This is a genomic window from Psychromarinibacter halotolerans, assembly GCF_029168315.1.
Taxonomy (GTDB): Bacteria; Pseudomonadota; Alphaproteobacteria; order Rhodobacterales; family Rhodobacteraceae; genus Psychromarinibacter; species Psychromarinibacter halotolerans.
The window spans coordinates 15,936-37,114 of record NZ_JARGYD010000007.1 but is presented as its reverse complement, the minus strand read 5'-3'; the positions used below and the strand labels follow the sequence as shown (position 1 = coordinate 37,114).

The 21,179-nt window shown below is 66.0% G+C and carries 19 protein-coding genes; 14 read left to right on the top strand and 5 right to left on the bottom strand.

What is annotated here, in order from left to right; all coding sequences use genetic code 11:
- Positions 1-3 precede the first annotated feature (3 nt).
- Complete coding sequence (locus P1K30_RS16910; protein ID WP_275633950.1) at positions 4-1,155, bottom strand: mandelate racemase/muconate lactonizing enzyme family protein; 1,152 nt, start codon at positions 1,153-1,155, stop codon at positions 4-6.
- Between the two features lie 74 nt (positions 1,156-1,229).
- Between P1K30_RS16910 and P1K30_RS16905 the strand changes: the two genes are divergently transcribed.
- The 9 genes from P1K30_RS16905 (at position 1,230) to P1K30_RS16865 (ending at position 11,180) form a co-directional block, all read left to right on the top strand.
- Positions 1,230-2,945 (top strand): SMP-30/gluconolactonase/LRE family protein, encoded by a 1,716-nt coding sequence (locus P1K30_RS16905; RefSeq protein ID WP_275633949.1) that lies wholly within the window; start codon positions 1,230-1,232, stop codon positions 2,943-2,945.
- An 11-nt stretch (positions 2,946-2,956) separates the two neighbouring features.
- Positions 2,957-4,036 (top strand): ABC transporter ATP-binding protein, encoded by a 1,080-nt coding sequence (locus tag P1K30_RS16900; RefSeq protein ID WP_275633948.1) that lies wholly within the window; start codon positions 2,957-2,959, stop codon positions 4,034-4,036.
- Complete coding sequence (locus tag P1K30_RS16895) at positions 4,036-4,842, top strand: SDR family NAD(P)-dependent oxidoreductase (protein ID WP_275633947.1); 807 nt, start codon at positions 4,036-4,038, stop codon at positions 4,840-4,842. Before P1K30_RS16900 ends, P1K30_RS16895 begins: the two co-directional genes overlap by 1 nt.
- Before the next feature lie 168 nt (positions 4,843-5,010).
- Positions 5,011-6,264 (top strand): extracellular solute-binding protein, encoded by a 1,254-nt coding sequence (locus P1K30_RS16890; RefSeq protein WP_275633946.1) that lies wholly within the window; start codon positions 5,011-5,013, stop codon positions 6,262-6,264.
- Between the two features lie 78 nt (positions 6,265-6,342).
- Positions 6,343-7,290 (top strand): carbohydrate ABC transporter permease, encoded by a 948-nt coding sequence (locus tag P1K30_RS16885; RefSeq protein ID WP_275633945.1) that lies wholly within the window; start codon positions 6,343-6,345, stop codon positions 7,288-7,290.
- Complete coding sequence (locus P1K30_RS16880; RefSeq protein WP_275633944.1) at positions 7,290-8,126, top strand: carbohydrate ABC transporter permease; 837 nt, start codon at positions 7,290-7,292, stop codon at positions 8,124-8,126. Before P1K30_RS16885 ends, P1K30_RS16880 begins: the two co-directional genes overlap by 1 nt.
- Positions 8,123-9,046 (top strand): dihydrodipicolinate synthase family protein, encoded by a 924-nt coding sequence (locus tag P1K30_RS16875; protein ID WP_275633943.1) that lies wholly within the window; start codon positions 8,123-8,125, stop codon positions 9,044-9,046. The genes P1K30_RS16880 and P1K30_RS16875 overlap by 4 nt, the downstream gene beginning before the upstream one ends.
- Positions 9,043-10,248: a mandelate racemase/muconate lactonizing enzyme family protein gene (locus P1K30_RS16870; protein WP_275633942.1), complete on the top strand. Its 1,206-nt coding sequence runs from the start codon at positions 9,043-9,045 to the stop codon at positions 10,246-10,248. Before P1K30_RS16875 ends, P1K30_RS16870 begins: the two co-directional genes overlap by 4 nt.
- On the top strand, positions 10,245-11,180 hold the full coding sequence (locus P1K30_RS16865; RefSeq protein WP_275633941.1) for a dihydrodipicolinate synthase family protein: 936 nt from the start codon (positions 10,245-10,247) through the stop codon (positions 11,178-11,180). Before P1K30_RS16870 ends, P1K30_RS16865 begins: the two co-directional genes overlap by 4 nt.
- Before the next feature lie 48 nt (positions 11,181-11,228).
- On the opposite strand, the gene P1K30_RS16860 is transcribed toward P1K30_RS16865, so the two are convergent.
- Positions 11,229-12,416 (bottom strand): PQQ-dependent sugar dehydrogenase, encoded by a 1,188-nt coding sequence (locus P1K30_RS16860; RefSeq protein ID WP_275633940.1) that lies wholly within the window; start codon positions 12,414-12,416, stop codon positions 11,229-11,231.
- Positions 12,417-12,732: 316 nt separating this feature from the next.
- Here P1K30_RS16860 and P1K30_RS16855 point away from each other — a divergent pair, with 316 nt between their 5' ends.
- The 5 genes from P1K30_RS16855 (at position 12,733) to P1K30_RS16835 (ending at position 18,865) form a co-directional block, all read left to right on the top strand.
- On the top strand, positions 12,733-14,340 hold the full coding sequence (locus tag P1K30_RS16855; RefSeq protein ID WP_379560384.1) for an OpgD/OpgG family glucan biosynthesis protein: 1,608 nt from the start codon (positions 12,733-12,735) through the stop codon (positions 14,338-14,340).
- Complete coding sequence (locus P1K30_RS16850) at positions 14,337-14,495, top strand: hypothetical protein (RefSeq protein ID WP_275633938.1); 159 nt, start codon at positions 14,337-14,339, stop codon at positions 14,493-14,495. Before P1K30_RS16855 ends, P1K30_RS16850 begins: the two co-directional genes overlap by 4 nt.
- Positions 14,496-14,500: 5 nt before the next feature.
- Positions 14,501-16,342, top strand: a complete 1,842-nt coding sequence (gene mdoH, locus P1K30_RS16845) for a glucans biosynthesis glucosyltransferase MdoH (RefSeq protein WP_275633937.1) — start codon at positions 14,501-14,503, stop codon at positions 16,340-16,342.
- On the top strand, positions 16,329-17,561 hold the full coding sequence (locus tag P1K30_RS16840) for an OpgC family protein (RefSeq protein ID WP_275633936.1): 1,233 nt from the start codon (positions 16,329-16,331) through the stop codon (positions 17,559-17,561). Before mdoH ends, P1K30_RS16840 begins: the two co-directional genes overlap by 14 nt.
- 224 nt (positions 17,562-17,785) lie before the next feature.
- Positions 17,786-18,865 (top strand): SH3 domain-containing protein, encoded by a 1,080-nt coding sequence (locus tag P1K30_RS16835; RefSeq protein ID WP_275633935.1) that lies wholly within the window; start codon positions 17,786-17,788, stop codon positions 18,863-18,865.
- Between the two features lie 19 nt (positions 18,866-18,884).
- Here P1K30_RS16835 and P1K30_RS16830 read toward each other — a convergent pair whose 3' ends face one another.
- From P1K30_RS16830 to P1K30_RS16820, 3 genes are all read right to left on the bottom strand, one after another.
- Positions 18,885-19,727 carry an amidohydrolase family protein gene (locus P1K30_RS16830; RefSeq protein ID WP_275633934.1) on the bottom strand — a complete coding sequence of 281 codons (843 nt, stop codon included), beginning with the start codon at positions 19,725-19,727 and terminating at the stop codon, positions 18,885-18,887.
- A gap of 1 nt (position 19,728) precedes the next feature.
- Positions 19,729-20,766 carry an aldo/keto reductase gene (locus P1K30_RS16825; RefSeq protein ID WP_275633933.1) on the bottom strand — a complete coding sequence of 346 codons (1,038 nt, stop codon included), beginning with the start codon at positions 20,764-20,766 and terminating at the stop codon, positions 19,729-19,731.
- 129 nt (positions 20,767-20,895) lie between these two features.
- Positions 20,896-21,174: a hypothetical protein gene (locus tag P1K30_RS16820; RefSeq protein ID WP_275633932.1), complete on the bottom strand. Its 279-nt coding sequence runs from the start codon at positions 21,172-21,174 to the stop codon at positions 20,896-20,898.
- Positions 21,175-21,179: the final 5 nt, after the last annotated feature.

Sequence of the window (21,179 nt, the reverse complement as noted above, 5' to 3'; positions counted from 1 at the left end):
GGTTTAGTACGCGGGTTTCATCGGGAACCATCCCGGCCGCGACTGGTCTAGATAGGCGCCTTCGATCCGGGTGACGCGGAATTCCTCGATCATGTCGAGCGATGGCGTGACGCCCAGCCCCGGCGCGGTCGGCACCTCGTACGCGCCCCGTGTCAGCGGCGGCGTGTCGGGGGCGATGTCGGCGGCGAGGTAGTCGCGCTCGGTGTCGATCGCCAGCGACAGGTTCGGAATCGACGCGCCAAGGTGAACGTATGCGGCCTGACTGATTGCCAGTTCGGCGCCAGAGTGCAGCGTGACGGGGATGCCGTGCGCCTCGGCGATGCCGGCGGCCTTGATCACGGGCCACAAGCCGCCCGCCTGATGTGGATCCAGCAGGATGACATCCGCCGCCTCGGCGTGGACGATGTTGCCGGTGTCCTCCAGCGTATAGGCGCTTTCGTCCAGCGCGATCGGCACAGTCTGGCACTGGCGCAGCGCGCGATGCCCGGCGATATCGTCCAGCTCCAGCGGTTGCTCTACATAGAACGGGTCAAGCGGCGCCAGTTTCGCCAGTTGGCGGCGGGCGGTTCCGGGTGTCCATGCGCCGTTCACGTCCAGCCGCAGGGGCGCGTCGCCGATGGCCGCGCGGGCGGCTGTGGCCAAGGCGATATCGCTGTCTACATCGAAGCCGATCTTGACCTTGAACGTGCCGAACCCCCGGTCGCGGAAGTCGCGCAGCCGGTCGGTCAGGGCGTCGGGGTCGCGGGTGAAGGTATAGGCAGCGGCGGGCACGGTGTCGCGGAACCGTCCGCCCCACAGCGCATGGCAGGGCAGGCCCGCGATGTGCCCCAACGCATCCCACATCGCCATCTCAAGCGCGGCCATCGCCATCACGGCGGCGCGCTTGTGGTGATAGTAGCCAGCGCCAAGAACATGGCGATAGAACGCTTCGGCCTCGGCCACGCTGCGGCCAATCGCAAGCCGGGCGACGACGTTGGCGAAGACGGCGGGCACGGTGTCGATCAGGCACAGCGTCTCGCCCCACCCGATGGCGCCGGACCGCGTCTCGATCCGGCAGATCAGCCGCGTGCTGCCGATCCGTGCGCCGGACCCCCAGTTGATCGTTTCCCGAAACGGAACCCTGACCATCCAGTGGTCGACTTTCACGATTTCCATGTCCCCTCCCTTGACTTGGAACTGAGTTCCAACCTACACAGACCGGACCTGAAGACAACCCGGGAGAAGCAGACGTGCCGCGCAAAGCCCAAGTCACGACGATCGAGTCGCCGGACGAAGCGACCGTTCAACCGGGGATGCAGGCGCTTCAGCGCGGGCTGCATATTCTGGAGCTTGTGGCGTCGCGCGATGGTCCTGTCCGCTTCACCACGCTGCTGGAAGCATCGGCGCTGCCGAAGGGCACGCTGCACCGCATCCTTCAGACCCTGATCGACGAACGCTACCTGTCGCTGGACGACCGCAGTCAGTCCTACGCGCTGGGATCCAAGCCGTTCCAGCTGGCGCACCGTGTCTGGGATCAGTTCGACCTGCGCGGCGCGGCAGAGCCGGAACTGGAACGGCTGGCCGACCTGACCGGCGAGGCGGTGCGTCTTGGCATCGTGGATGGCGACAAGGTCCTGTACATCGATCAGCGCGACACGCCCCGGCAGGTGCGGTTGGCCAATGGCACGGGCGCACGCTCCGCGATCCACGCGACCGCGCTGGGCAAGGCGATGGCCGCCCACATGACCGAGGCAGAGCGTCAGCGCCTGCTGAAGGACGTGGATCTGGAAAGCTTCACCGACAAGACCATCGTCGAGGCGGGCGATCTGGGTCAGCAGCTGAACATCGTGAAGGCGCGCGGCTATGCGATCTCGAACGGCGAGCAATACGACGACGTCAGCGCCGTCGCTGCCGCGATCCTAGACCACCGGGCGCGGCCTCTGGCCGCCATCGGCATCGTGGGGCCGTCCTATCGCCTGCCGACCGAAACGCTGCATTCCTACGGTCGCGAGGTGATCGAAGCGGCGCGGCGCATCTCGGGCAACATCGGAGAGCTGGCCATGTCGATCGCCATCAATCCGCGTCCGCTGGATATCGGTCGCGACGACATTGCCTGCGCCATCCCGGGCGAGGATTTTCTGGGCGAGGGTCCGTTCTGGGATGCCGACGCACAGCGCCTGCACTGGGTCGACATCCTTGCGCCGGGTTTGCTGTCGGGCGATCCCGCCACCGGCGAGCGCAGCTTTCGCCCGATGCCGGAACTGGTCGGCGTCGCCATTCCCAAGGCGTCGGGCGGCTTCGTCTGCGCGACCGAAACCGGGATCAAGACGATTTCCGCCACCGGCGAGATCGCGGTGCTGGCAGAGCCAGAGGCAGACCGCCCGGGCAACCGGTTCAACGACGGCAAGTGCGACAGCCGGGGCCGGCTTTGGGTCGGGTCGCTTGCGATCAACACCGAACCCGGGCGGGGTCGGCTGTGGCGTGTGGACCCGGACGGCAGCTTCGCGCTGATGGAGGAGGGGCTGCACATCTCGAACGGGCTGGGATGGAGCCCGGACGAGCGCACGTTCTATTTCACCGATGGCCCCAAGACGATCTGGGCCTACGACTTCGACGCTGCGGCTGGCACGATTTCCAACAAGCGCGCCTTCGCCGAGTTCGGCCCCGGCGACGGTGTGCCGGACGGTCTGACGGTGGATGCCGAAGGCTACGTCTGGGTCGCGATCTGGGATGGCTGGGCGGTGCGCCGCTATGCCCCCGACGGGCGGCTTGACCGGACCATCAGCCTGCCGGTGCCGCGCCCGACCAGTTGCACCTTCGGCGGGCCCGACATGGACCGGTTGTTCGTGACCTCGGCGCGCATCAGGCTGTCGGCCAAGCACCTTGCCGAGGCGCCGCTGTCGGGCAGCGTGTTCGCGCTGGATGCCGGGGTGACCGGCCAGAAAGACAAGATCTTCGCGGGATAAGGGAGAGGCTTATGGCGACCCTCGAAATCGACGGGCTTTGCAAGCGTTACGGCGCGGTCGAAGTTCTAAAGGATATCGACCTCAGCATACGTCACGGGGAATTCGTCGTTTTCGTCGGCCCGTCCGGCTGCGGCAAGTCCACGCTGCTGCGGATGATCTGCGGGCTGGACGAGGTAAGCTCGGGGCGGATCGCGCTGGACGATGAACTGGTCAACGACGTGCCGTCGTCGAAGCGGGGCATCGCGATGGTGTTCCAGTCCTATGCTTTGTACCCGCACATGACGGTGGCGCAGAACATGGGCTATGCCCTGCGGCTGGCCAAGACGGACAAGGCCGAGATCGACCGCCGCGTGTCCGAGGCCGCCGCGATCCTTCAGATCGAGCCGCTTCTGGATCGCAAGCCGCGGCAGCTGTCCGGCGGTCAGCGACAGCGGGTCGCCATTGGCCGGGCCATCGTGCGCGAGCCGAAGGTGTTCCTGTTCGACGAGCCGCTGTCCAACCTCGATGCTGCGCTGCGGGTCGACATGCGGATGGAGTTCGCGCGGCTGAAAGAGCGGCTGGGCACCACGATGATCTACGTCACGCATGATCAGGTCGAGGCGATGACGCTGGCCGACAAGATCGTGGTGATGAGCGCGGGCCGGATCGAGCAGGTCGGCAGCCCGATTGAGTTGTACGAGCGCCCGGCGAACCGCTTTGTCGCGGGCTTCATTGGCTCGCCCAAGATGAACTTCCTGCGGGCGACGGGCGCGGGCGGCAGTGTCACGCTTCCGGGCGGGTCGCTGCGGCTGGCCAGCGCGCCCGCTTCGCTGGCCGAGATCGGGGTGCGTCCCGAGCATCTGCGGCTGGGCGAAGACGGCGTCGGGGTGCTGTCCGGGCGGCTTGAGGCGACCGAGCATCTTGGGTCCGACACCTTCGCGATCCTTGCGGTCGAGGGGGCCGACCGCCCGCTGATGGTCCGCCTGCCGGGCGAGCGGAAGCTGGACCGGGGCAGCATGGTCAGCGTCACCTTCGACGCGGAGCACGCCTATGGGTTCGACGCCGACGGGCAGCGCGTTCCGCTGCTGCCGGATCAGGCGCGCGCAGCGTGATGCTTGAGACCTCCGACCACGCCGAACTGCAACCGGTCGCCATCGAGGCGGCCCGCTACCCCTCGCTTGAGGGGCGCGCGGTGCTGGTCACGGGCGGCGGCTCGGGGATCGGGATGTATCTGGTCGAGGCATTCTGCGGGCAGGGTGCTCGTGTCGGGTTCGTCGATCTTGACGCCGATGCCGGTGCGCGCGTGGCCGAGGTTTGCGCCGCGACCACCGGCAACCGCCCCGCCTTCCGCGCGGCGGACCTGCGTGACATCGACGGGCTGCGGCGCGCGGTGGCCGAACTGGCCGGTGAAACCGGGCCGTTCGGGGCGCTGGTGAACAACGCGGGCAACGACGACCGGCTGCCGGTCGAAGATGTGACGCCCGAGTACTGGGACGACCGCATGGCGGTGAACCTGCGGCACCAATTTTTCGCCGCGCAGGCGGTTCTGCCTGCGATGGACCAAGGTGGGTCTATCGTGAACATGGGCTCGAACAGCTGGATGCAGGGCGCGGCGGGGCTGATCGCCTACACCACGGCCAAATCCGGGATACAGGGCCTGACCCGGTCCCTCGCGCGCGAGGTGGGCGGGCGCGGGGTGCGTGTGAACTCTATCGCTCCGGGTTGGATCTTGACCGAACGACAGGTGTCGCGGGCCAAGGCGATCTATGCCGACAAGTTCGACGACTACCTCGGCAAGCAGTGCCTTAAGGAATTTCTTCTGCCGCCGGACGTGGCGCGGATGGCGCTGTTCCTGACCGCCGACGACAGTCGGATGATCACCGGACAGACATTTGTCGTGGATGGCGGCGTCGTCTGACGCGCCGGGCGGCATGGCACTAACGAAAGGCGAAGAGCAGTAAGCGGGCAGGGAGAGGATCAGCTTCGAGCGAACTTGAAACCGAGTTCCAAGATAGCTTGTCCGAATGGAGAAACTCGTTTATTGATATGGTTGGAACTTGGTTCCAAAAATGGGAGGAAGATTGCAATGTGGAAGATCACCACGTCTCTGGCCGCCGGGCTGGTTGCCGCGGCTCTGGCCGTTCCGGCCGCGGCCGACACCGTTGAATTCATGAACTGGACCTACACCGAGGATTCGGGGAAGGACCTGATGCAGGGCATCATGGACGACTACGCTGGCAAGTCCGGCGACACGGTCGAACCCCTTGGTTATGCCTGGAGCGACATCAACAAGAACGCTTTCCTGCGGTCGCGCACCAATACGCTGCCTGACGTCATGCAGGTGCAGGCGCGGTTCCTGCCGACGATCGCGAACATCCAGCAGATCGTCGACCTGAACGAGGTGTTCGGGAAGGATGCGCTGGAAGAGATGTTCACCCCCGGCTTCCTTGCGATGGGACAGGTCGACGGCAAGCAGGTCGCGCTGCCGTGGATCGCAGGCACCATCGGCATGGTCGCCAACCAAAAAGTTCTGGACGCTGCCGGCGTCGACGGCATTCCCGGGACGGTGGACGAATTCCGCGCCGCGCTGGAGCAGGTGCGCGAGAATGTCCCGAACTCGGTGCCCTACGGGATGGCGACCAAGAACAACGCCTCGATCCTTCTGGACTACCTGATCTGGGCATGGACCTTCGGCGCGGACGTGATCGACGCAGACGGCAAACCGGACGTGAATTCCGCCGAGGGCGTCGCCGCGCTGGAATTCATGGTCGGCCTGATGAACGACCGTCTCGCCGCGCCCGAGATCGACCGGCCTGACGCGCGCCGCCTGTTTGGGCAGGAAGCCACGGCCTTCTATTTCGACGCACCCAGCGCCAAGAACTTTGCCGCCGACTTCTCGGGGCAGGGCATGGACTATGCCGTCAACATCATCCCGATGGAAACCCCGACGATGGAGGCCGACGGCACGCCAGCGGCGATCCAGTGGGGCCATGTCCTTGTGATGTTCAACGACGACAACGCCTCGTCCGACAGCGCCGCGTCGAAGTTCCTGATGAACACCATGTCCGATGACGTGCTGGTCGACTACGCGCTGATCAAGGGTGCGCTGCCGCCGACCTTCACCGCGCTGGAAAGCGAGCAGGTAGCAAGCGACGCCTACATGGCAGCGTGGGCCGAGGCGGCGGTTGCCCCGCGCCCGAACCCGATCGCCCCGTTGGCGAACGGTGGCGCGATTTCCGACATCATCGGTGAAGAGGTGCAGGCCGCGCTGCTGGGGCAGAAGACCGCGCAAGAGGCCGCCGACGCCATGCAGGAACGGCTCGAGGCCGAGCTGGACTGACCTTTGCAGACCACTACCGCCTCCGGCCATTGTGCCGGGGGCGGATGACCTGACCCGACATCCACCGGAAGACACGCCATGTCCGCCATCACAGATCCCCAGACCAGGGCGCGGTCCGCGCCAAGGGTCTCTCCGCACGCACGCCGCGGCGGCCTGAAGGCGACGGAACGCCGCTTTGGTCTGCTGCTGTTGGTGCCCGCGCTGACCGCCTTCAGCATCGTCGTTCTGTTCCCGTTCATCGAGGCGCTGGGGCTTTCGTTCTACGAATACACGATCCAGATGTCGGAGCCCGAGTGGACCGGGCTCGACAATTTCGTTGCGGTGCTGACCGATCAGGCGGTGATCTCATCCTTCGTGACGACGATGATTTTCGTCGGTCTCGCAACGGTGTTCTCGATCCTGCTGGGGCTGGGCTGGGCGCTGATCCTGAACCACCCGTTCCGGGGCCGGAACGTGATCCGGGGCCTGTCACTGATGCCGTGGGTGATGCCTGCCATCGTGGCGGCTTTCATCTGGGGCTGGATATTCAACTCGCGCTACGGGCTGCTGAACGCGCTGGCGATGGAACTGGGCTTTATCGATCTGCCGCAGGCCTACCTGTCGACCCCGGCGGGCGCGATGGCGGCGGTGGTCATCGCCAAGGTCTGGCTGAGCGTGCCGTTGTTCATGGCCTTCTTCATCGCCGGACTGCAAAGCATGGACCGCGAACAGATCGAGGCCGCGCGCGTCGACGGCGCGGGCAACTGGCAGATCCTTGCGCACCACATCCTGCCGCATCTGAAGCCCGTCATCATGGTGACCGTCGTGCTGGGCATGATCGGCAACCTGCAGCATTTCGACACGATCTGGGCGCTGACCGGCGGCGGACCCGTCCGCGCGACCGCCGTGCTGTCGATCGAGGTCTATCGCCGCGCCTTCGAGCAGTGGGATATCGGCATGGCCGCCGCCGTGGGCGTGGTCTGGGTCGCGACGATCCTGCCGCCCGCGTATTTCTATCTTCGCCAACTGATGAAGGGGACCGAGTGATGCTGGACCTGTCATCCCCCCAAGCCAAGATCGGCTTTGGCGCGACCGCGCTGCTGATCGGCTTTTTCATCTTCTTCCCGGTCTATTGGCTGGTCATCTCGGCCTTCAAGACGAACGAGGAACTGTACCGGATCGTCCCCAGCATGTGGCCGCAGACGTGGTCGCTGGAACACTTCCGCTATGCCCTGACAGAGGGCGGGCTGCTGCTGCAGCTTGGAAACACGCTGTTCGTGTCGCTGGGCTCGGCGCTGATCAACTGCACGATGGCGGTCTACGCGGGATACTCCTTCGCCAAGTACCGCTATTTCGGGCGCCGCCCGGTGATGCTGTTCATGCTGTCGGCGCAGATGTTCCCGTTCGGCCTGCTGCTGATCACCATCTATCCGATGTTCACGACGTGGGGCCTGCTGGATACCCGGTTGGGGCTGATGATCTCCTACATCGTCTTCGCGCTGCCGGTGGCGACCTACATGCTGTACAGCTATTTCAGTCAGGTCCCGAACGAGCTGATCGAGGCGGCGCGCGCCGACGGCGCATCCGACCTGCGGATCCTGCACACGATCGTGCTGCCGATCTCGGTCGCGCCCATCGTGACGGTGTTCCTTTACAGCTTCATGTGGAGCTGGAACGACCTGCTGTATTCGCTGACCCTGATCGTCAGCGAAGACAAGCGGACGGTCGGGCCCGGCATCCTTCTGACATATCTGAACGACAGTCATTCCAACTGGGGCGGCGCGATGGCCGCGTCCATCCTCGCCTCGATCCCCGTGATCGTGGCCTTCATGGCGCTCCAGCGGTTCTTCATCGAAGGCGTAACGGCAGGAGCAGTGAAATGACGAAACTTGGTGGATGTTTTCCTGTGCTGTGCACGCCCTTCCGCGATGACGGATCGGTCTCGCCGGAAGAGTTCGACGACGTGGTGGAATTCTGCCTTTCGGTGGGCGTGGACGGCGTGGTGTTTCCCGGCGTCGCGTCCGAGGTCGACACCCTAAGCGATGACGAGCGCGAGATGCTGACAATGCGGCTGGGCGACCGTCTGAACGGACGTGTGCCTTTCATCGTCGGTGCCAGCGCGGCGACGCCCGACGGCGTGGCAAAACACCTTGCCACCGGCGCGCGCGCCGGGGCGGCGGCGGCGATGGTCATGGCGCCGGGCGCGGTGGGCGGCGACGTGGCGGCGCAGCGCGCGTTCTTTGCCGCTGTCACCGATGCCTCGCCCCTGCCGATCATGTTGCAGAACGCCCCGGTCCCCATCGGTGCGGGCCTGCCGCCGGCGGCGGTGGCCGAGGTCGCCGGGGTTCCGGGCGTCGACTACGTGAAAGAGGAAACCATGCCCTGCGGCCAGAACCTGACCCGCATCGCCGACGCGGCGGGGGACAGCATCCTTGGCGTATTCGGCGGGGCCGGGGGGCGGTACATCACCGACGAACTGGCGCGCGGGTCGCTGGGCACGCTGCCCGCCTGCGAGCTGGCCGATCTGCACGTTCGGCTGGTCGCAGCATGGATGCGCGGCGACCGCGACGAGGCCCGGCGGCTGTTCATGGTCTCTATGCCGCTGCTCGGGTTTCAGGCGATCTTCCGGATGCACATGACCAAGCACACGCTGGTCCGCCGCGGCGTGCTCAGCTCGACCCACGTCCGCGGCAAGGGGCCGAGAATGGACGCGGGCGACCGGGCAGAGCTAAACGCCCTGCTGGACCAGATTTCCAACGAACTGACCGAATTTCCCGTCAAGCCGACAGAGGTATACGCGTGACCAAGCACGACACCCGCACCAAAGCTCCGTTGGATCGCATCGCGAAGGTGGAAAGCTTCATCGTCTCGGTTCCGCGCGACGTGCCCTATCTGGGGCCTTTGAAGGACGGCGAGTTCATCAACGAGAAGGGCTATCTGATCCGCAAGGGCAACCGCTCTATCTATCCGGCGTCCGACCTGTCGGTTCTGGTGCGGATCACCGGCGAAAGCGGCGAGGTCGGTTGGGGCGAGACCTACGGCATCGCCGCGCCCGAAGCGGTGACGGCGATTGTCGACAACCTTCTGGCGCCGGTGATCGTGGGCCGCTGCCCGTCCGAGGCGGCGGTGATCTGGGAGGACATGTACGACCTGATGCGCGTGCGCGGCTTCTTCGGCGGCTACTATGTGGACGCGCTGGCGGGCATCGACATCGCGATGTGGGATCTCTACGGGCGCCGCGCCGGGCTGTCGGTGGCACAGCTTCTGGGCGGGCGGCGGCACGACACGCTTCCCGCGTACTGCTCGGGCCTGCCGCGCGCCACGCTGGCGGAACGCTGCGACATGGCGGTCGACTTCGTGAACAAGGGCTACCGCGCGATCAAGTTCGCCGCCGCCGTGTCGGACGAGGGCATCGTGCAGGAAATGGCCGCCCTGCGCGAAGCGGTGGGCCCCGACATCGACCTGATGGTCGATCTGCACTGGAAGTTCGAGGCGTCCGAGGCGATCCGCCTGATCCGGCGGCTGGAGCCTTACAATCTGTATTTCGCCGAAGCGCCGTGCCAGCCCGAAGACATCGAAGGTCAGGCCAAGGTCGCCGCGGGCATCGGCGTGCCGCTGGCGCTTGGCGAGGAATGGCGCACCGTCTACGAGGTGCGCCCGCGTCTGACCTCAGGCACCTGCGGCATCCTGCAGCCCGAGATCGGTCACACCGGTATCACCCAGTTCGCCCGCATCGGCCAGATGGCGCAGGGCTTCCACAAGCAGGTGATCCCGCACGCCTCGATCTCGGTCGGGCTGTTCATGGCGGCCAGCCTTCAGGCCACCGCCGCGCTTCAGCGGGTGCCGTACCACGAATATCAGCATTCGATCTTCGACCGGAACCTTGCCTTCACCACCGGCGACATGGGCTGCGCCAAGGGGCATTACACGATCCCAAGCGGCCCGGGGCTGGGCGTCCGCCCGGCGGATGCGTTGCTGGAGCATGTACGCGGGGACGTGGCATGAGCTGGCACGGAATTTACCCGATCCTCTACGCGTTCTGGGGCGAGGACGGTCGGCTTGACCGGGCCGCGATGGCGCGGCAGGTCGACTATTGCATCGCCAACGGCGCGCACGGCCTCGCGGTGCTGGGGCTGGTGACCGAGGTCCACAAGATGGACGTCAACGAGCGGCTGCATCTGGTCGAGATGGTGGGCGACATGATCGCGGGGCGGGTGCCCTATGCGGTGACCGTCGCCGAACCGTCGACCGAAGGGCAGATTGCCTTTGCCCGGTCCGCCGCCGCCGCCGGGGCGGACTGGGTCATCCTGCAACCGCCCCCGGTCAAGGGAACCTCGCAGGCCGACCTGATCCGCTTCTTCGGCACCGTCGCTGACGCGGTGGATGTGGACGTCGCGGTGCAGAACAACCCGGTGAACCTTGACGTTTCGCTGTCGGCGGACGGGTTGGTGGCGCTGAACCGGGCGCACCCGAACATCCGCATTCTGAAGGGCGAAGGCTGGTCGGTGGACATCGACCGTGCGATTGCCGGGTCCGACGGCGCCTTTGCCGTGTTCGGCGGGCATGGCGGGATCGAGTTCCCGGCGCTGCTGCAGTCGGGCGGGGCCGGGTTGATCCCCGCGCCGGACTTCCTGCCGGCACAGGTGGCGATGTACGAGATGTGGCGTGACGGGAGAACGGCGGACGCGCTGGACATCCACCGCCGTCTGCTGCCCGCCATCGTGTTCATGTCCCGGTCGGTGCCGGGGATGCTGTGCTATGGCAAGCGGCTGTTCGCGGCGCAGGCCGACATCGACATCCGCGCCGAGCGGGCCCCGTTCAAGGCGCCAAGCGACTTCGGGCTGGAACAGGTCGCAGGCTTTGCCGAGGATATCCGCACAGCGGTGAAAACCAGCGGGCCGCATGCGGCGGCCCTGTCGGCGGCGGCGCAGGGCTGACAGCGCCCCGCGCCAATCCCCGCGCCGTTCCCCGAGACGTTCGTTGTGTCAGCCGCCGGGCGTCAGCCGCACAAGCGCGCCGTTGGAACTGTCGGTCAGGATGACGATGGACCCGTCGGTATCAACATCCACATCGCGCACGCGGCCCTGACCCTGCAGATAGCGGGCCTCGCCTGTGACGCGTCCGTCTTCCAGCGTCAGCCGCACCAGAGATTGCGAGGCCAGCCCGCCGATCAGCGCGTCGCCCTGCCAGTCGGGGAACAGGTCGCCGTCGTAAAAAACCATCCCCGACGGCGCGATCACGGGATCCCAGTAATACACCGGCTGTTCCACGTCGTCGCGGGCGGTCACCCCCTCGCCGACGGTGCCGCCCGAATACTCGACGCCATACGTAACCTCGGGCCAGCCATAGTTCAGCCCGGCCTCGGGGCGGTTCAACTCGTCGCCGCCCTTGGGGCCATGCTCGACCGTCCACAGCGCGCCATCCGGCCCAAGCGCCGCCGATTGCAGGTTGCGATGCCCGTAGGACCAGATCTCGGGCAGGCCGCCGTCGATGTCCGGGTTCCCCTCGGCGGCGCCGCCCATCGGGTCGATGCGCAGCACCTTGCCAAGGTGCGTCCCGACGTCCTGCGCAAGCTGGCGCGGTTCCGGCATCGACCGCTCGCCGGTCGTGACGAACAGGGCGCCGGTCTCGTCGAACACAAGCCGCGATCCGAAGTGCAGGGTCGAATTCCACGCGGGCTGCTGCTGGAAGATGACCTCGACCTGCTCCATCGCGCTGCCATCCTCCGACAGGACGCCGGTCGCGACGGCGGTCGCGTTCTCGCCACCGCCGCGCGGCTCGGAGAAGCTCCACCAGACGCGGCGGGTGTCGGCGAAGTCATCGGCGACCGTCACGTCCAGAAGCCCGCCCTGACCGCGAGAATCGACCTCGGGCAAGCCGCTGATGGGATTCGAAATATCGCCGTCCGCGCTGATGATCCGCATCCGGCCGGGGCGTTCGGTGACGATCCAGCTTCCGTCGGGCAGAAGATCCATGCCCCAAGGGTTCGCCAGCCCGCCTGCAATTACCTCTCGGTTCAACGTCATCGCGTCGTCGATCACCGGCGCGCGGGTCTGCGCCTCGAACGCTGGGGTCTGGCCCGGTGCGTTGGGCGGGGCGGCGTTGAAGTCCTGCGCCATCGCGCCCTGCGCGAACAGGGCGGCAAGGGCGGTGGCGGGAATGATCGTGCGCATGGGGCGGCCTTTCTCGCTGAATAACCTTGCTCAAAAGGCTAGCGGTCGGCCCGGCCGCGTCCAACGTCGATGGCACGCCTGTCGCATTCGTGATGACGGCCCGTTCCGGCAAAACCCGAAGCTGGCCGCGCCTTGGTCGCGCCAAAGCCGTGAATCGCGAAGCCACGAAAAGTTCCCGACCATTTTGCACATGGCGATTCCCCGCCTTCCGCATTTCGCCCCTCGGCGAACAGCCGCGCGTGTTGATCAAGGCCGATTGATTTCCCCCAAAACAAAATCACTTAATGCAGCCGGGAGGACATTGACGGAGTGAAACGTGACCAAGCCATTGGCCCCGAACGCATGCATACGTGAACGCCTCTTTCCGCATCCTTCCCGCCGCTCGTTTCTGGCCGCTTTGGCGGGCACCGTGGCCCTGCCTGCCATTCCGGGTGTGGCGTGGGCACAGTCGGCGCCTGAAGCCGCGCCATTCTCGTTCGATTGGCTGACGGACCAGATGCGGTCGGCAGCGCGCGAAGAAGACGCCGCGCCCGAACCGATCGCCGACTTCCTTGCCGAGTTGGATTACGATGCCTACCAGCGCATCAACTTCAACCGCGAGCGCAGCCGTTACGCCGACACCGAAGGCAGCCATTTCCAGCTGGAAACCTTCCACCTTGGGTGGCTGTTCAAGGAACCCGTCCACATCTTCGAGGTGACCGACGGACAGGCGGTTCCGATGAATTTCTCAAGCGAGGATTTCATCTATTACGAACCCGTCGAAGGCGCCGGAGAACAGTTCGATCTGCCGGGTGTGGCGGGCTTCCGCCTGCTGTCGCAACTTAATCGCGCCGACATCTACGACGAGCTTGTGGCCTTCCTCGGAGCAAGCTATTTCCGCGCCTTGGGCAAGGATTGCCTCTACGGCCTCAGCGCACGCGGACTGGCCGTCAACACCGGGGTTTCCGGGGGCGAAGAGTTCCCGCGCTTCACCGATTTCTGGGTCGAGCGGCCGACCCCCGACAGTGATACGATGGTGTTCTACGCTGCGCTGCGCAGTCCGTCCGTGACCGGGGCTTACCGCTTTGCGATCACGCCGGGGCCGACGACGACGATGGATGTAACCGCGCGGCTTTTCCTGCGCGAGGACATCCAGCAGCTTGGTATCGCGCCCCTGACCTCGATGTACCTGTACGGCGGCGCCGATCCCGGCGAGTTCGACGATTTCCGCCCGGCCGTGCATGACAGCGAGGCGCTGATCATGACGATGAACTCGGGCGAGACGTTCTTCCGCCCGCTGAACAACCCGCCCCGCCTTGCGGGCAGCTTTCTTGGCGCGAATGGCCTTGCCAGCTTCGGCTTGGTCCAGCGGGACCGGGACTTTGACACCTATCTGGATGCGCAGGCGCATTACGAACGCCGTCCTTCGCTGACGGTCGAGCCGATTGGCGACTGGGGGCAGGGGACCGTCCGCCTGCTAGAGATTCCGTCCGATCTAGAGGTCAACGACAACATCGTCGCCTACTGGATTCCCGAGGGCGAGACTCGCGCAGGCGACGAGCTTGAGTTCAGCTATCGCCTGAACTGGGGGCTAGAGCCGCACGGCAGCGGATCTTCGGAACGTGCACAGGTTTTGCGCACCCGAGTCGGTAAAGGCGGCGTTGCGGGGGTCGAAGAAGAGACTGATCGGCGAAAATTCGTCGTGGATTTCCAGGGCGGGCTTTTGGCGGAACTTCCGTCTGATGGTGAAGTTACAGCTAACGTGAGTGTTCTGCGCGGGAACGTCGAGGAGACGGTCCTATCGCGTGTTTCCGGTACCGACACCTGGCGGCTTGTCATCGAAGCGACGGCAGAGCCCGGCACGACCGCCGAGCTGAAGGCCTCGATCGAAGGATATGGGCGGCCCCTGACCGAAACGTGGCTGTATCAATGGGTGAAAGAATGACCGAAGAGCAAAGCGTGAATACCGAGCGGGCCGAAGGCTGGACACCGCCCGAGGCTCCGCTCGATATGCCCAGCCAAGTGCTGGAAGGCCGCGCGCGCCGTATGCCCGTGCCCGGGTTCCTGTTGCGGCTTCTGCCGATGCGCCGGACCGCCTGACGCTCATGCACGACCCGTCGACTCCGCCCCGGACCTCCGATGCCGCGAAGGACCGTTCGCCCGTTGATACGGCGACGGCCAGCTATCGTGTCACGGCGATCAGCTGCGCACTGCTGTCGGCGGCGCTGGCGGCGGGCCTGTTGGCCGAGGCATCGATTCAGGACGGGATCGAGGTGCTGGATATCGTGCGCGTCATTCTTATCTTCGTGACGACCGCGTGGCTGGCGTGGGGCGCGATGCTTGCCTTCATCGGGCTGGCGCGACGCCGGGCGACGGCGGAACCGGAACTGCAACTGCCCCAGCCGGCCACGGTCGTCCTTGTTCCGATCTGCAACGAGGACCCGGTCGCAACCTTCGCACGGGTGGCCGCGATGGATCGGTCGATCCGCGACGCAGGAATTCGGGCCGACATCGCCATCCTGTCCGACACCCGCGCCCCCGAGGCGGCGGCCCACGAACAGCGCGCGTTCGCTCGGCTGATGGCCGAGACGGACGGGGCACAACGGATCTTCTACCGCCAGCGCGAGGACGGGCGCGGCCGCAAGGCCGGAAACGTCGAGGACTTCATCCGCCGGTCCGGCGGTGCCTACGAGTTCGCGGTCATCCTTGATGCCGACAGCCTGATGGAAGGTTCGGCGATCCGGGGCATGATCGCGCGGATGCAGGCGGACCCGAAACTGGGCCTGCTGCAGACCCTGCCGCGCATCGTCGCGGCGCATTCCTTTTTCGGTCGGGCCATGCAGTTCGCGGCGGCCTTCCACGGCCCCGCCTTCACGCGCGGACTGGCGCGGATGCAAGGCACGACCGGTCCCTTCTGGGGACACAACGCCATCGTGCGCATTCGCGCCTTCGCGCAAAGCTGCGGGCTGCCGGAACTGTCGGGCAAGCCGCCGTTCGGTGGCCATATCCTAAGCCACGACTACGTCGAGGCCGCTTTGCTGGCCCGTGCCGGCTGGACCGTGAAAGTCGACGCAAGCATCGACGGCTCTTACGAGGAAGGCCCCGAGAACGTTCTGTCCTACGCCAAGCGTGACCGCCGCTGGTGTCAGGGCAACCTGCAACACATCCGCCTGCTGCTGGCCCCCGGTCTGGCCGGGTGGAGCCGCTTTGTCTTCCTGCAGGGCATCTTCTCGTATCTGGTGTCGCTGCTTTGGGCCGGGTTTCTTGTGGCCTCGGTCGCGGCGACGGTGACCGCCCCTGCGCCTGACTACTTCCCCGACCGGTATCAGCTGTTCCCGGTGTTCCCGACCGACCGCTCGCGCGAGATCATGGCGCTGGCGCTGGGTATCCTCGGGCTGCTGGTGCTGCCCAAGTTCGCGATCTGGGCGCAGTCGCTGGCCGAGGGCCGGGTGCGCAGCTTTGGCGGCGCGCTGGGGTCGCTGCTGTCGGTCGTGACGGAAATCCTGCTGACCTCGCTGCTGGCGCCGGTGATGCTGATGTACCAGTCCCGCGCCGTGCTTCAGGTGCTGTCGGGCCGTGATGGCGGCTGGCCCGCGAACGCGCGGGGAGAGGGCAAGCTGAGCATCGCGCAGGCCACCCGCGCCAGTTTCTGGATCGTCCTTGCCGGTGGCGCCATCTACTTTGCGACCGCGTGGCTGGCCCCGGATCTGGCCCCGTGGCTGCTGCCGGTCTGCGTGCCGATGCTGCTGGCCCCGCTGCTGATCGCGTGGACCTCGCGCCCGCTGACCCATGCCCTGTTCCGGGCGCCGGAAGAACGCGCCGTGCCGCCGGTTCTGAACCGCTTCCGCGCCATCCACGGCGCGTGGCTGGACGAGATGTCCCCGGCGAGGGTCGACCAACCCGCGGCACCGTCCGCCCCGGGGGCCGCCGCCCATGTCGCAGTCTGACACCAACCTACTGTCGTTCCCGAAAACCCCGCGCGAGCGGCGGCCTCGGGACCCGCGCATCGACGCCTTCCGGGGGCTGGCGCTGGCGATGATCTTCATCGACCACATGCCGGGCAACCCCTACGAGCACATCACCCTGCGCAACTGGGGCTTCTCGGACGCGGCCGAGGCGTTCTTCGTGATGTCCGGCATCGCGGCCGGCCTGGCCTATTCCGGCCGCTTCCTGCCCGAGGCACGCGCCGAAAAGGGCATCTGGCCCGCCATCGCCCCGGTCTGGAGCCGCGCTTGGACGCTGTACCTTGTGCACATCTTCCTGACGCTGGCCGCGATCACGCTCTTCGCCGCCGGGGCCGAGTACTTCGGGATGCAGTCCCTGCTGCAAAAACACAACCTCGGCGCCGTGTGGGACGACCCGCAAGAGGTGCTGTTCGGGCTGACGCTTCTGGGTCACCAGATCGGCTATGTGAACATCCTGCCGGTCTATACCGTGCTGCTTCTCGGCGCGCCCGCGGCGATCCTGCTGGCGCTGAAACGCCCTTGGCTTCTGTTCTTCCTAAGCGCGGGCCTGTGGTTCGCCGCCGGGCTGTGGCGGCTGAACATGCCCAACTTCCCGCGCTCGGGCGGCTGGTTCCTTAGCCCCGCGTCGTGGCAGTTCATCTTCGTGACCGGTCTGCTGATCGGGATCTACATGCGGCGCGGCGAACGGTTCGTCGCCCGCTCCAAGTGGTTGTTCGGCATCGCCACGGCGGTTCTGGTGCTGACATTGGTGTGGAAATACGTGCCCGGCGTCGGTCCTTACATGAACAATCAGATGTGGCAGCTATCGCAGCACGGGCTGCCGTTCCACATCACCTCGCACAACAAGACGTACCTAGGGGCGCCCCGGCTGCTGCACGCGCTGGCGCTTGTTTACTTCGTGTCGTGCCTTCCGTGGGTGACCCGGATGTGTGCGCACCGGCTGGCCGCACCGCTGCGCCTGATGGGGCGGCAGGGGCTTTTGGTGTTCGGCGCCGGTACGGTGCTGGCGCTTGGGTTTCAGGTTTTGCTGTTCGGCACCGACAAGGCGCCCCTGCTGGCATGGGGACTTCCACCCATCGGCCTTGCGCTGCTGATGTGGATCGCTTGGATCGCCGACTGGCGCCGCCGCCGCGAAAGCGTGCGTTTGCCTGACCAGCCCTCGAGACGCGAAGACCTTCGCGTGCGCGGCGCCGTGACCTGAACGGGCCGCGACAGAGACCTGACGCAAGGTAAGAATTTTGCTGCAATGTCATCCGAAGGCCGTATCCTGACCTAACGTCACCCGGTCTGCCCGGTGGCGTCTTTTGTCCGCGATGTCGCGCGGATCGGAATCTCGGATGGGAGCTGTCAGTCATGAACCGGATACGATCAATCGTTTTAGCCGCCGCCGTCGGCCTGTGCGCGGTGCAAGCCGACGCGCGCCAGATGCGTGAGGAAACAGTGCATTTCGACGAGGGGCAAACCACGGTCGAATTGCTGGATCGTATCTACGGGCGAGAGTCGGTGAACTACCGCGTCTACGTCCGCAAGGACCAGACCCTGCAGGTGCGGTTGGATCCATCGAATCCTGGCACGTATTTCAACGTCTACGAACCGGACAAGGGGCCGGGCAATATTGCGCTTGGGTCCAGCGACCGGACGGGGCCGACCGTGCCCGACATCAACACGTTCAGCACCAAGGTTCGCGAATCCGGGATCTACAGCGTTTCTGTCTACCTTGTGCGCGCCGCCGCCCGCGAGGGAGAGGAATCGCGCTTCGTGCTAGAGGTCACGGCGGGGGACGTGCAGGAAGAGGTCGCAAGTACCTCTGACGCGCCCGCCTCTGCGGATGGTCCGTTTTCCGGCCCGGAGTTTTACGTCGTCGAGGTCGACAGCCGCCTGCGCATCCACGCCGCGCCGAACGCCGAGTCCGACGTGGTCCTGCACGCCAGCGATGGCACGGTGTTTCGCAATCTTGGCTGCCTGCGAGAGGCCGACCGAACATGGTGCGAGGTCGAACGGCCCGCCGACGGCCTGACCGGCTGGGCCGCGTCAGAGTACCTGCGCGGCGAAAGCGGTGCGTTTACGTCGATGGTCGGCATGGAGGAAACGCCCTACGGCAAGACCGACGGCTGGAACATCCTTGTCCGCCGCGACACCGGGAACGGCTGCATCGCGGAATCCACCCGCGACGGCGTCCAGATCCAAGTCGGGTTCGACCCGGTGGACGACAGTACCTTCCTTGCCATCTTCACCGAGAAGCACATGGGGTTCGAGAACGGCGAACACCTTGCCGTACTGTTCGATCTCGACGGTGACGAGTTCGTGGGGGACATCACGGAAGAAAAGCGGCCCGGGTTCGAGGGCGGCTATGTCCACATCACGAACCCGGATTTCCTGATGGACCTGTCCGAGAAGGAAACCCTGATGGTCATGCCAGCCGGTCTTGCGCCCTTCGCCGTCAGCCTTGACGGATCGAAAGCCGCGATCGGCAAGATGATCGAATGCCAGCTGGCCCAGATGTGACCCGCGCGCGCGGGCTGCGTCAGACGTCCAGCCCGTAGAATTCGACGGCCGTGTCCCCGAACACGCGGGCGCGGTCGGTGTCGGACAGGCCGGCTGTCAGCTCCTCGGCGGCGGCGCGCCAGCGGTCGTACTCGCACCGAAGCCGGACCACCGGCCAGTCCGAGCCCCACATGATCCGCGACGGGCCGAACACCTCGAAGATGTGGTCCGCATAGGGCTTGAGGTCGGCAACCGTCCAGTCCGGGCTGGCTTCTGTCACCAGCGCCGAGAACTTGCAGTACGCGCTTGTCTGGGTCGCGATCTTGGTCATCCCGTCGGCCCAGAACCGGAAGTGATCGTCGGACTTCCCGGCGATGTCGGGTTTCATGCAGTGATCCACGACGGTCCGCATCTCGGGATAGCGGGTCAGGATCGTCAGGAAGTTGGCAAGATGCCGGGGGAACCCCAGCGCGTCGAAGCACAGGCCAAGCTCGGCCACCTTGGCAAAGCCCCACTGCACATCGTCGCGAAGCATCCAGTCATCGTCGGGGATGTCCTGAATCATCGGACGGACGCCCTTGAACTTCGGATGCCCGGCCAGCCGTTCCAGCGCGGCGGCATCCTCGGCCTTCTCGAAGTCGACCCAGCCCACGACCCCCGCGATATGCGGCGTCGCGTCGGCAAGGCCCAGCATGTACTCGCTTTCGTTCACGGTCGGCGCGGCCTGCACCACGACCGTATAGTCGATGCCGTGCGCCGACAGCGCCGGTGCAAGGTCGGCGGGGCCATAGGGGCGCGACAGGGTTTCGTTGTCTTTCGGCATCCAGCCGTAATCGCCCCGCGCGGGGTTCCAGAAATGCTGGTGCGCGTCGATCTGTACCATCTCAGTGTTCTCCTCCGGTGGGCGCATCGGACCGCATCAGCCCCTGTGCCTTTAGATCGTCCCACAGTGCAGCGGGGATCTGGGCCCGTGCCGCCTGCAGGTTGGAATTCATCTCGGCCACGCCTTGACCGCCGGGGATCACCGAGACCACCGCCGGATGCAGCAACGGGAAGCGATAGGCCGCATCGACCAGCCGCACGCCGTGATCCACGCAGACCGACTGGATGCGGCCGACGCGGTCAAGGATCTCCTGCGGGGCAGGGTCATAGTTGTAATAGGCGCCGGGCCGGGGGCCGGTGGCGAGGATGCCCGAGTTGTACGCCCCGCCGATCACGACGCCGATGCCGCGTTCGGTGCACAGCGGCAGAAAGCTTTCCAGAGCCTCCTGTTCCAGCAGGGTATAGCGCCCGGCCAGAAGGAAGATGTCCGGGTCGCCGCGTTCGGCCACCCATTGCGCCGACTGCCATTCGTTCACGCCGGTGCCGAAGGCCTTGATCACGCCCTGCTCTCGCAGTTCGACCAGCGCCTTGTGCCCGCCGTCCATGAACTCGGCCAGCTTGGCGTCCAGCACGTCCTGCGAGCCGTGGTTGAAGATATCAAGGTCGTGACCGTACAGGATATCGACGCGGTCGACGCCCAGCCGCTCCAGCGAGAACTCCAGCGACCGCATCGTGGCGTCGTAGCCGTAGTCGTAGACTTCCTTGCGCGCGGGCACGTCGAACCACTTGCCGAAGCCGTCGCGTTGATCCGGCGGGCAGGCCTTCAGCAGGCGACCGACCTTGGTGGACAGGACGTACTCGTCACGGGGCTTGTCGCGCAGAAAGCGGTTCAGCCGTGTCTCGGACAGGCCCAGCCCGTACAGAGGCGCGGTGTCATAGTACCGCAGGCCGTTATCCCATGCGATCTGCAGAAGCGCGTCGACCTCTGCGTCGAGAACGGCGCGGTACAGGTTGCCAATCGGGGCGCTGCCAAAGCCCATCTCGGTGAAGGTCAGCCCGCCATTGCCCAGACGGTCCCAGGCGCGTGTGTCGATTGTCATGATGTCCTCCAGCTTGCGGCGGAGCCTAGTGCAGGCCACCGAAAGCCCGCAAGGCGCTTTGCGATTCCCGTGGCGCAAGCAGGGGACAGGGGGCAGCGCGCGAGAGGCGAGGCGCGCCGCCGCAGGGGGTCAGTTGAACAGCAGGCCGCGCAGGCTGAACCGCCCGCCAAGGATCGACCGGACCTTCATCCGCTTGTCGCTTTCGCTGCCGGGGCCGTGGATGGCGGCCTTGATCTCGGCCAGCTTGGCGTTCGACAGCTGCGACAGGTCGACGTCGCGGGCATAGCGCGGCAGTTCGCGTTCGACCGAGTTGATCAGTTGCGCGCGTGCGGCGTCATAGTCGGCGTGGGCCGGGGCCGCGAGGCCGACGGCGGCAGCGGCAAGCACGGCAAGAAGGGGGCGTTTCATCGCGG

Coding starts and splice junctions, on each gene's coding strand:
- P1K30_RS16910 (WP_275633950.1), bottom strand. CDS start 1,155: ATGGAAATCGTGAAAGTCGACCACTGGATGGTCAGGGTTCCGTTTCGG.
- P1K30_RS16900 (WP_275633948.1), top strand. CDS start 2,957: ATGGCGACCCTCGAAATCGACGGGCTTTGCAAGCGTTACGGCGCGGTC.
- P1K30_RS16895 (WP_275633947.1), top strand. CDS start 4,036: ATGCTTGAGACCTCCGACCACGCCGAACTGCAACCGGTCGCCATCGAG.
- P1K30_RS16890 (WP_275633946.1), top strand. CDS start 5,011: ATGTGGAAGATCACCACGTCTCTGGCCGCCGGGCTGGTTGCCGCGGCT.
- P1K30_RS16885 (WP_275633945.1), top strand. CDS start 6,343: ATGTCCGCCATCACAGATCCCCAGACCAGGGCGCGGTCCGCGCCAAGG.
- P1K30_RS16880 (WP_275633944.1), top strand. CDS start 7,290: ATGCTGGACCTGTCATCCCCCCAAGCCAAGATCGGCTTTGGCGCGACC.
- P1K30_RS16875 (WP_275633943.1), top strand. CDS start 8,123: ATGACGAAACTTGGTGGATGTTTTCCTGTGCTGTGCACGCCCTTCCGC.
- P1K30_RS16865 (WP_275633941.1), top strand. CDS start 10,245: ATGAGCTGGCACGGAATTTACCCGATCCTCTACGCGTTCTGGGGCGAG.
- P1K30_RS16860 (WP_275633940.1), bottom strand. CDS start 12,416: ATGCGCACGATCATTCCCGCCACCGCCCTTGCCGCCCTGTTCGCGCAG.
- P1K30_RS16850 (WP_275633938.1), top strand. CDS start 14,337: ATGACCGAAGAGCAAAGCGTGAATACCGAGCGGGCCGAAGGCTGGACA.
- mdoH (WP_275633937.1), top strand. CDS start 14,501: ATGCACGACCCGTCGACTCCGCCCCGGACCTCCGATGCCGCGAAGGAC.
- P1K30_RS16840 (WP_275633936.1), top strand. CDS start 16,329: ATGTCGCAGTCTGACACCAACCTACTGTCGTTCCCGAAAACCCCGCGC.
- P1K30_RS16835 (WP_275633935.1), top strand. CDS start 17,786: ATGCGTGAGGAAACAGTGCATTTCGACGAGGGGCAAACCACGGTCGAA.
- P1K30_RS16830 (WP_275633934.1), bottom strand. CDS start 19,727: ATGGTACAGATCGACGCGCACCAGCATTTCTGGAACCCCGCGCGGGGC.
- P1K30_RS16825 (WP_275633933.1), bottom strand. CDS start 20,766: ATGACAATCGACACACGCGCCTGGGACCGTCTGGGCAATGGCGGGCTG.
- P1K30_RS16820 (WP_275633932.1), bottom strand. CDS start 21,174: ATGAAACGCCCCCTTCTTGCCGTGCTTGCCGCTGCCGCCGTCGGCCTC.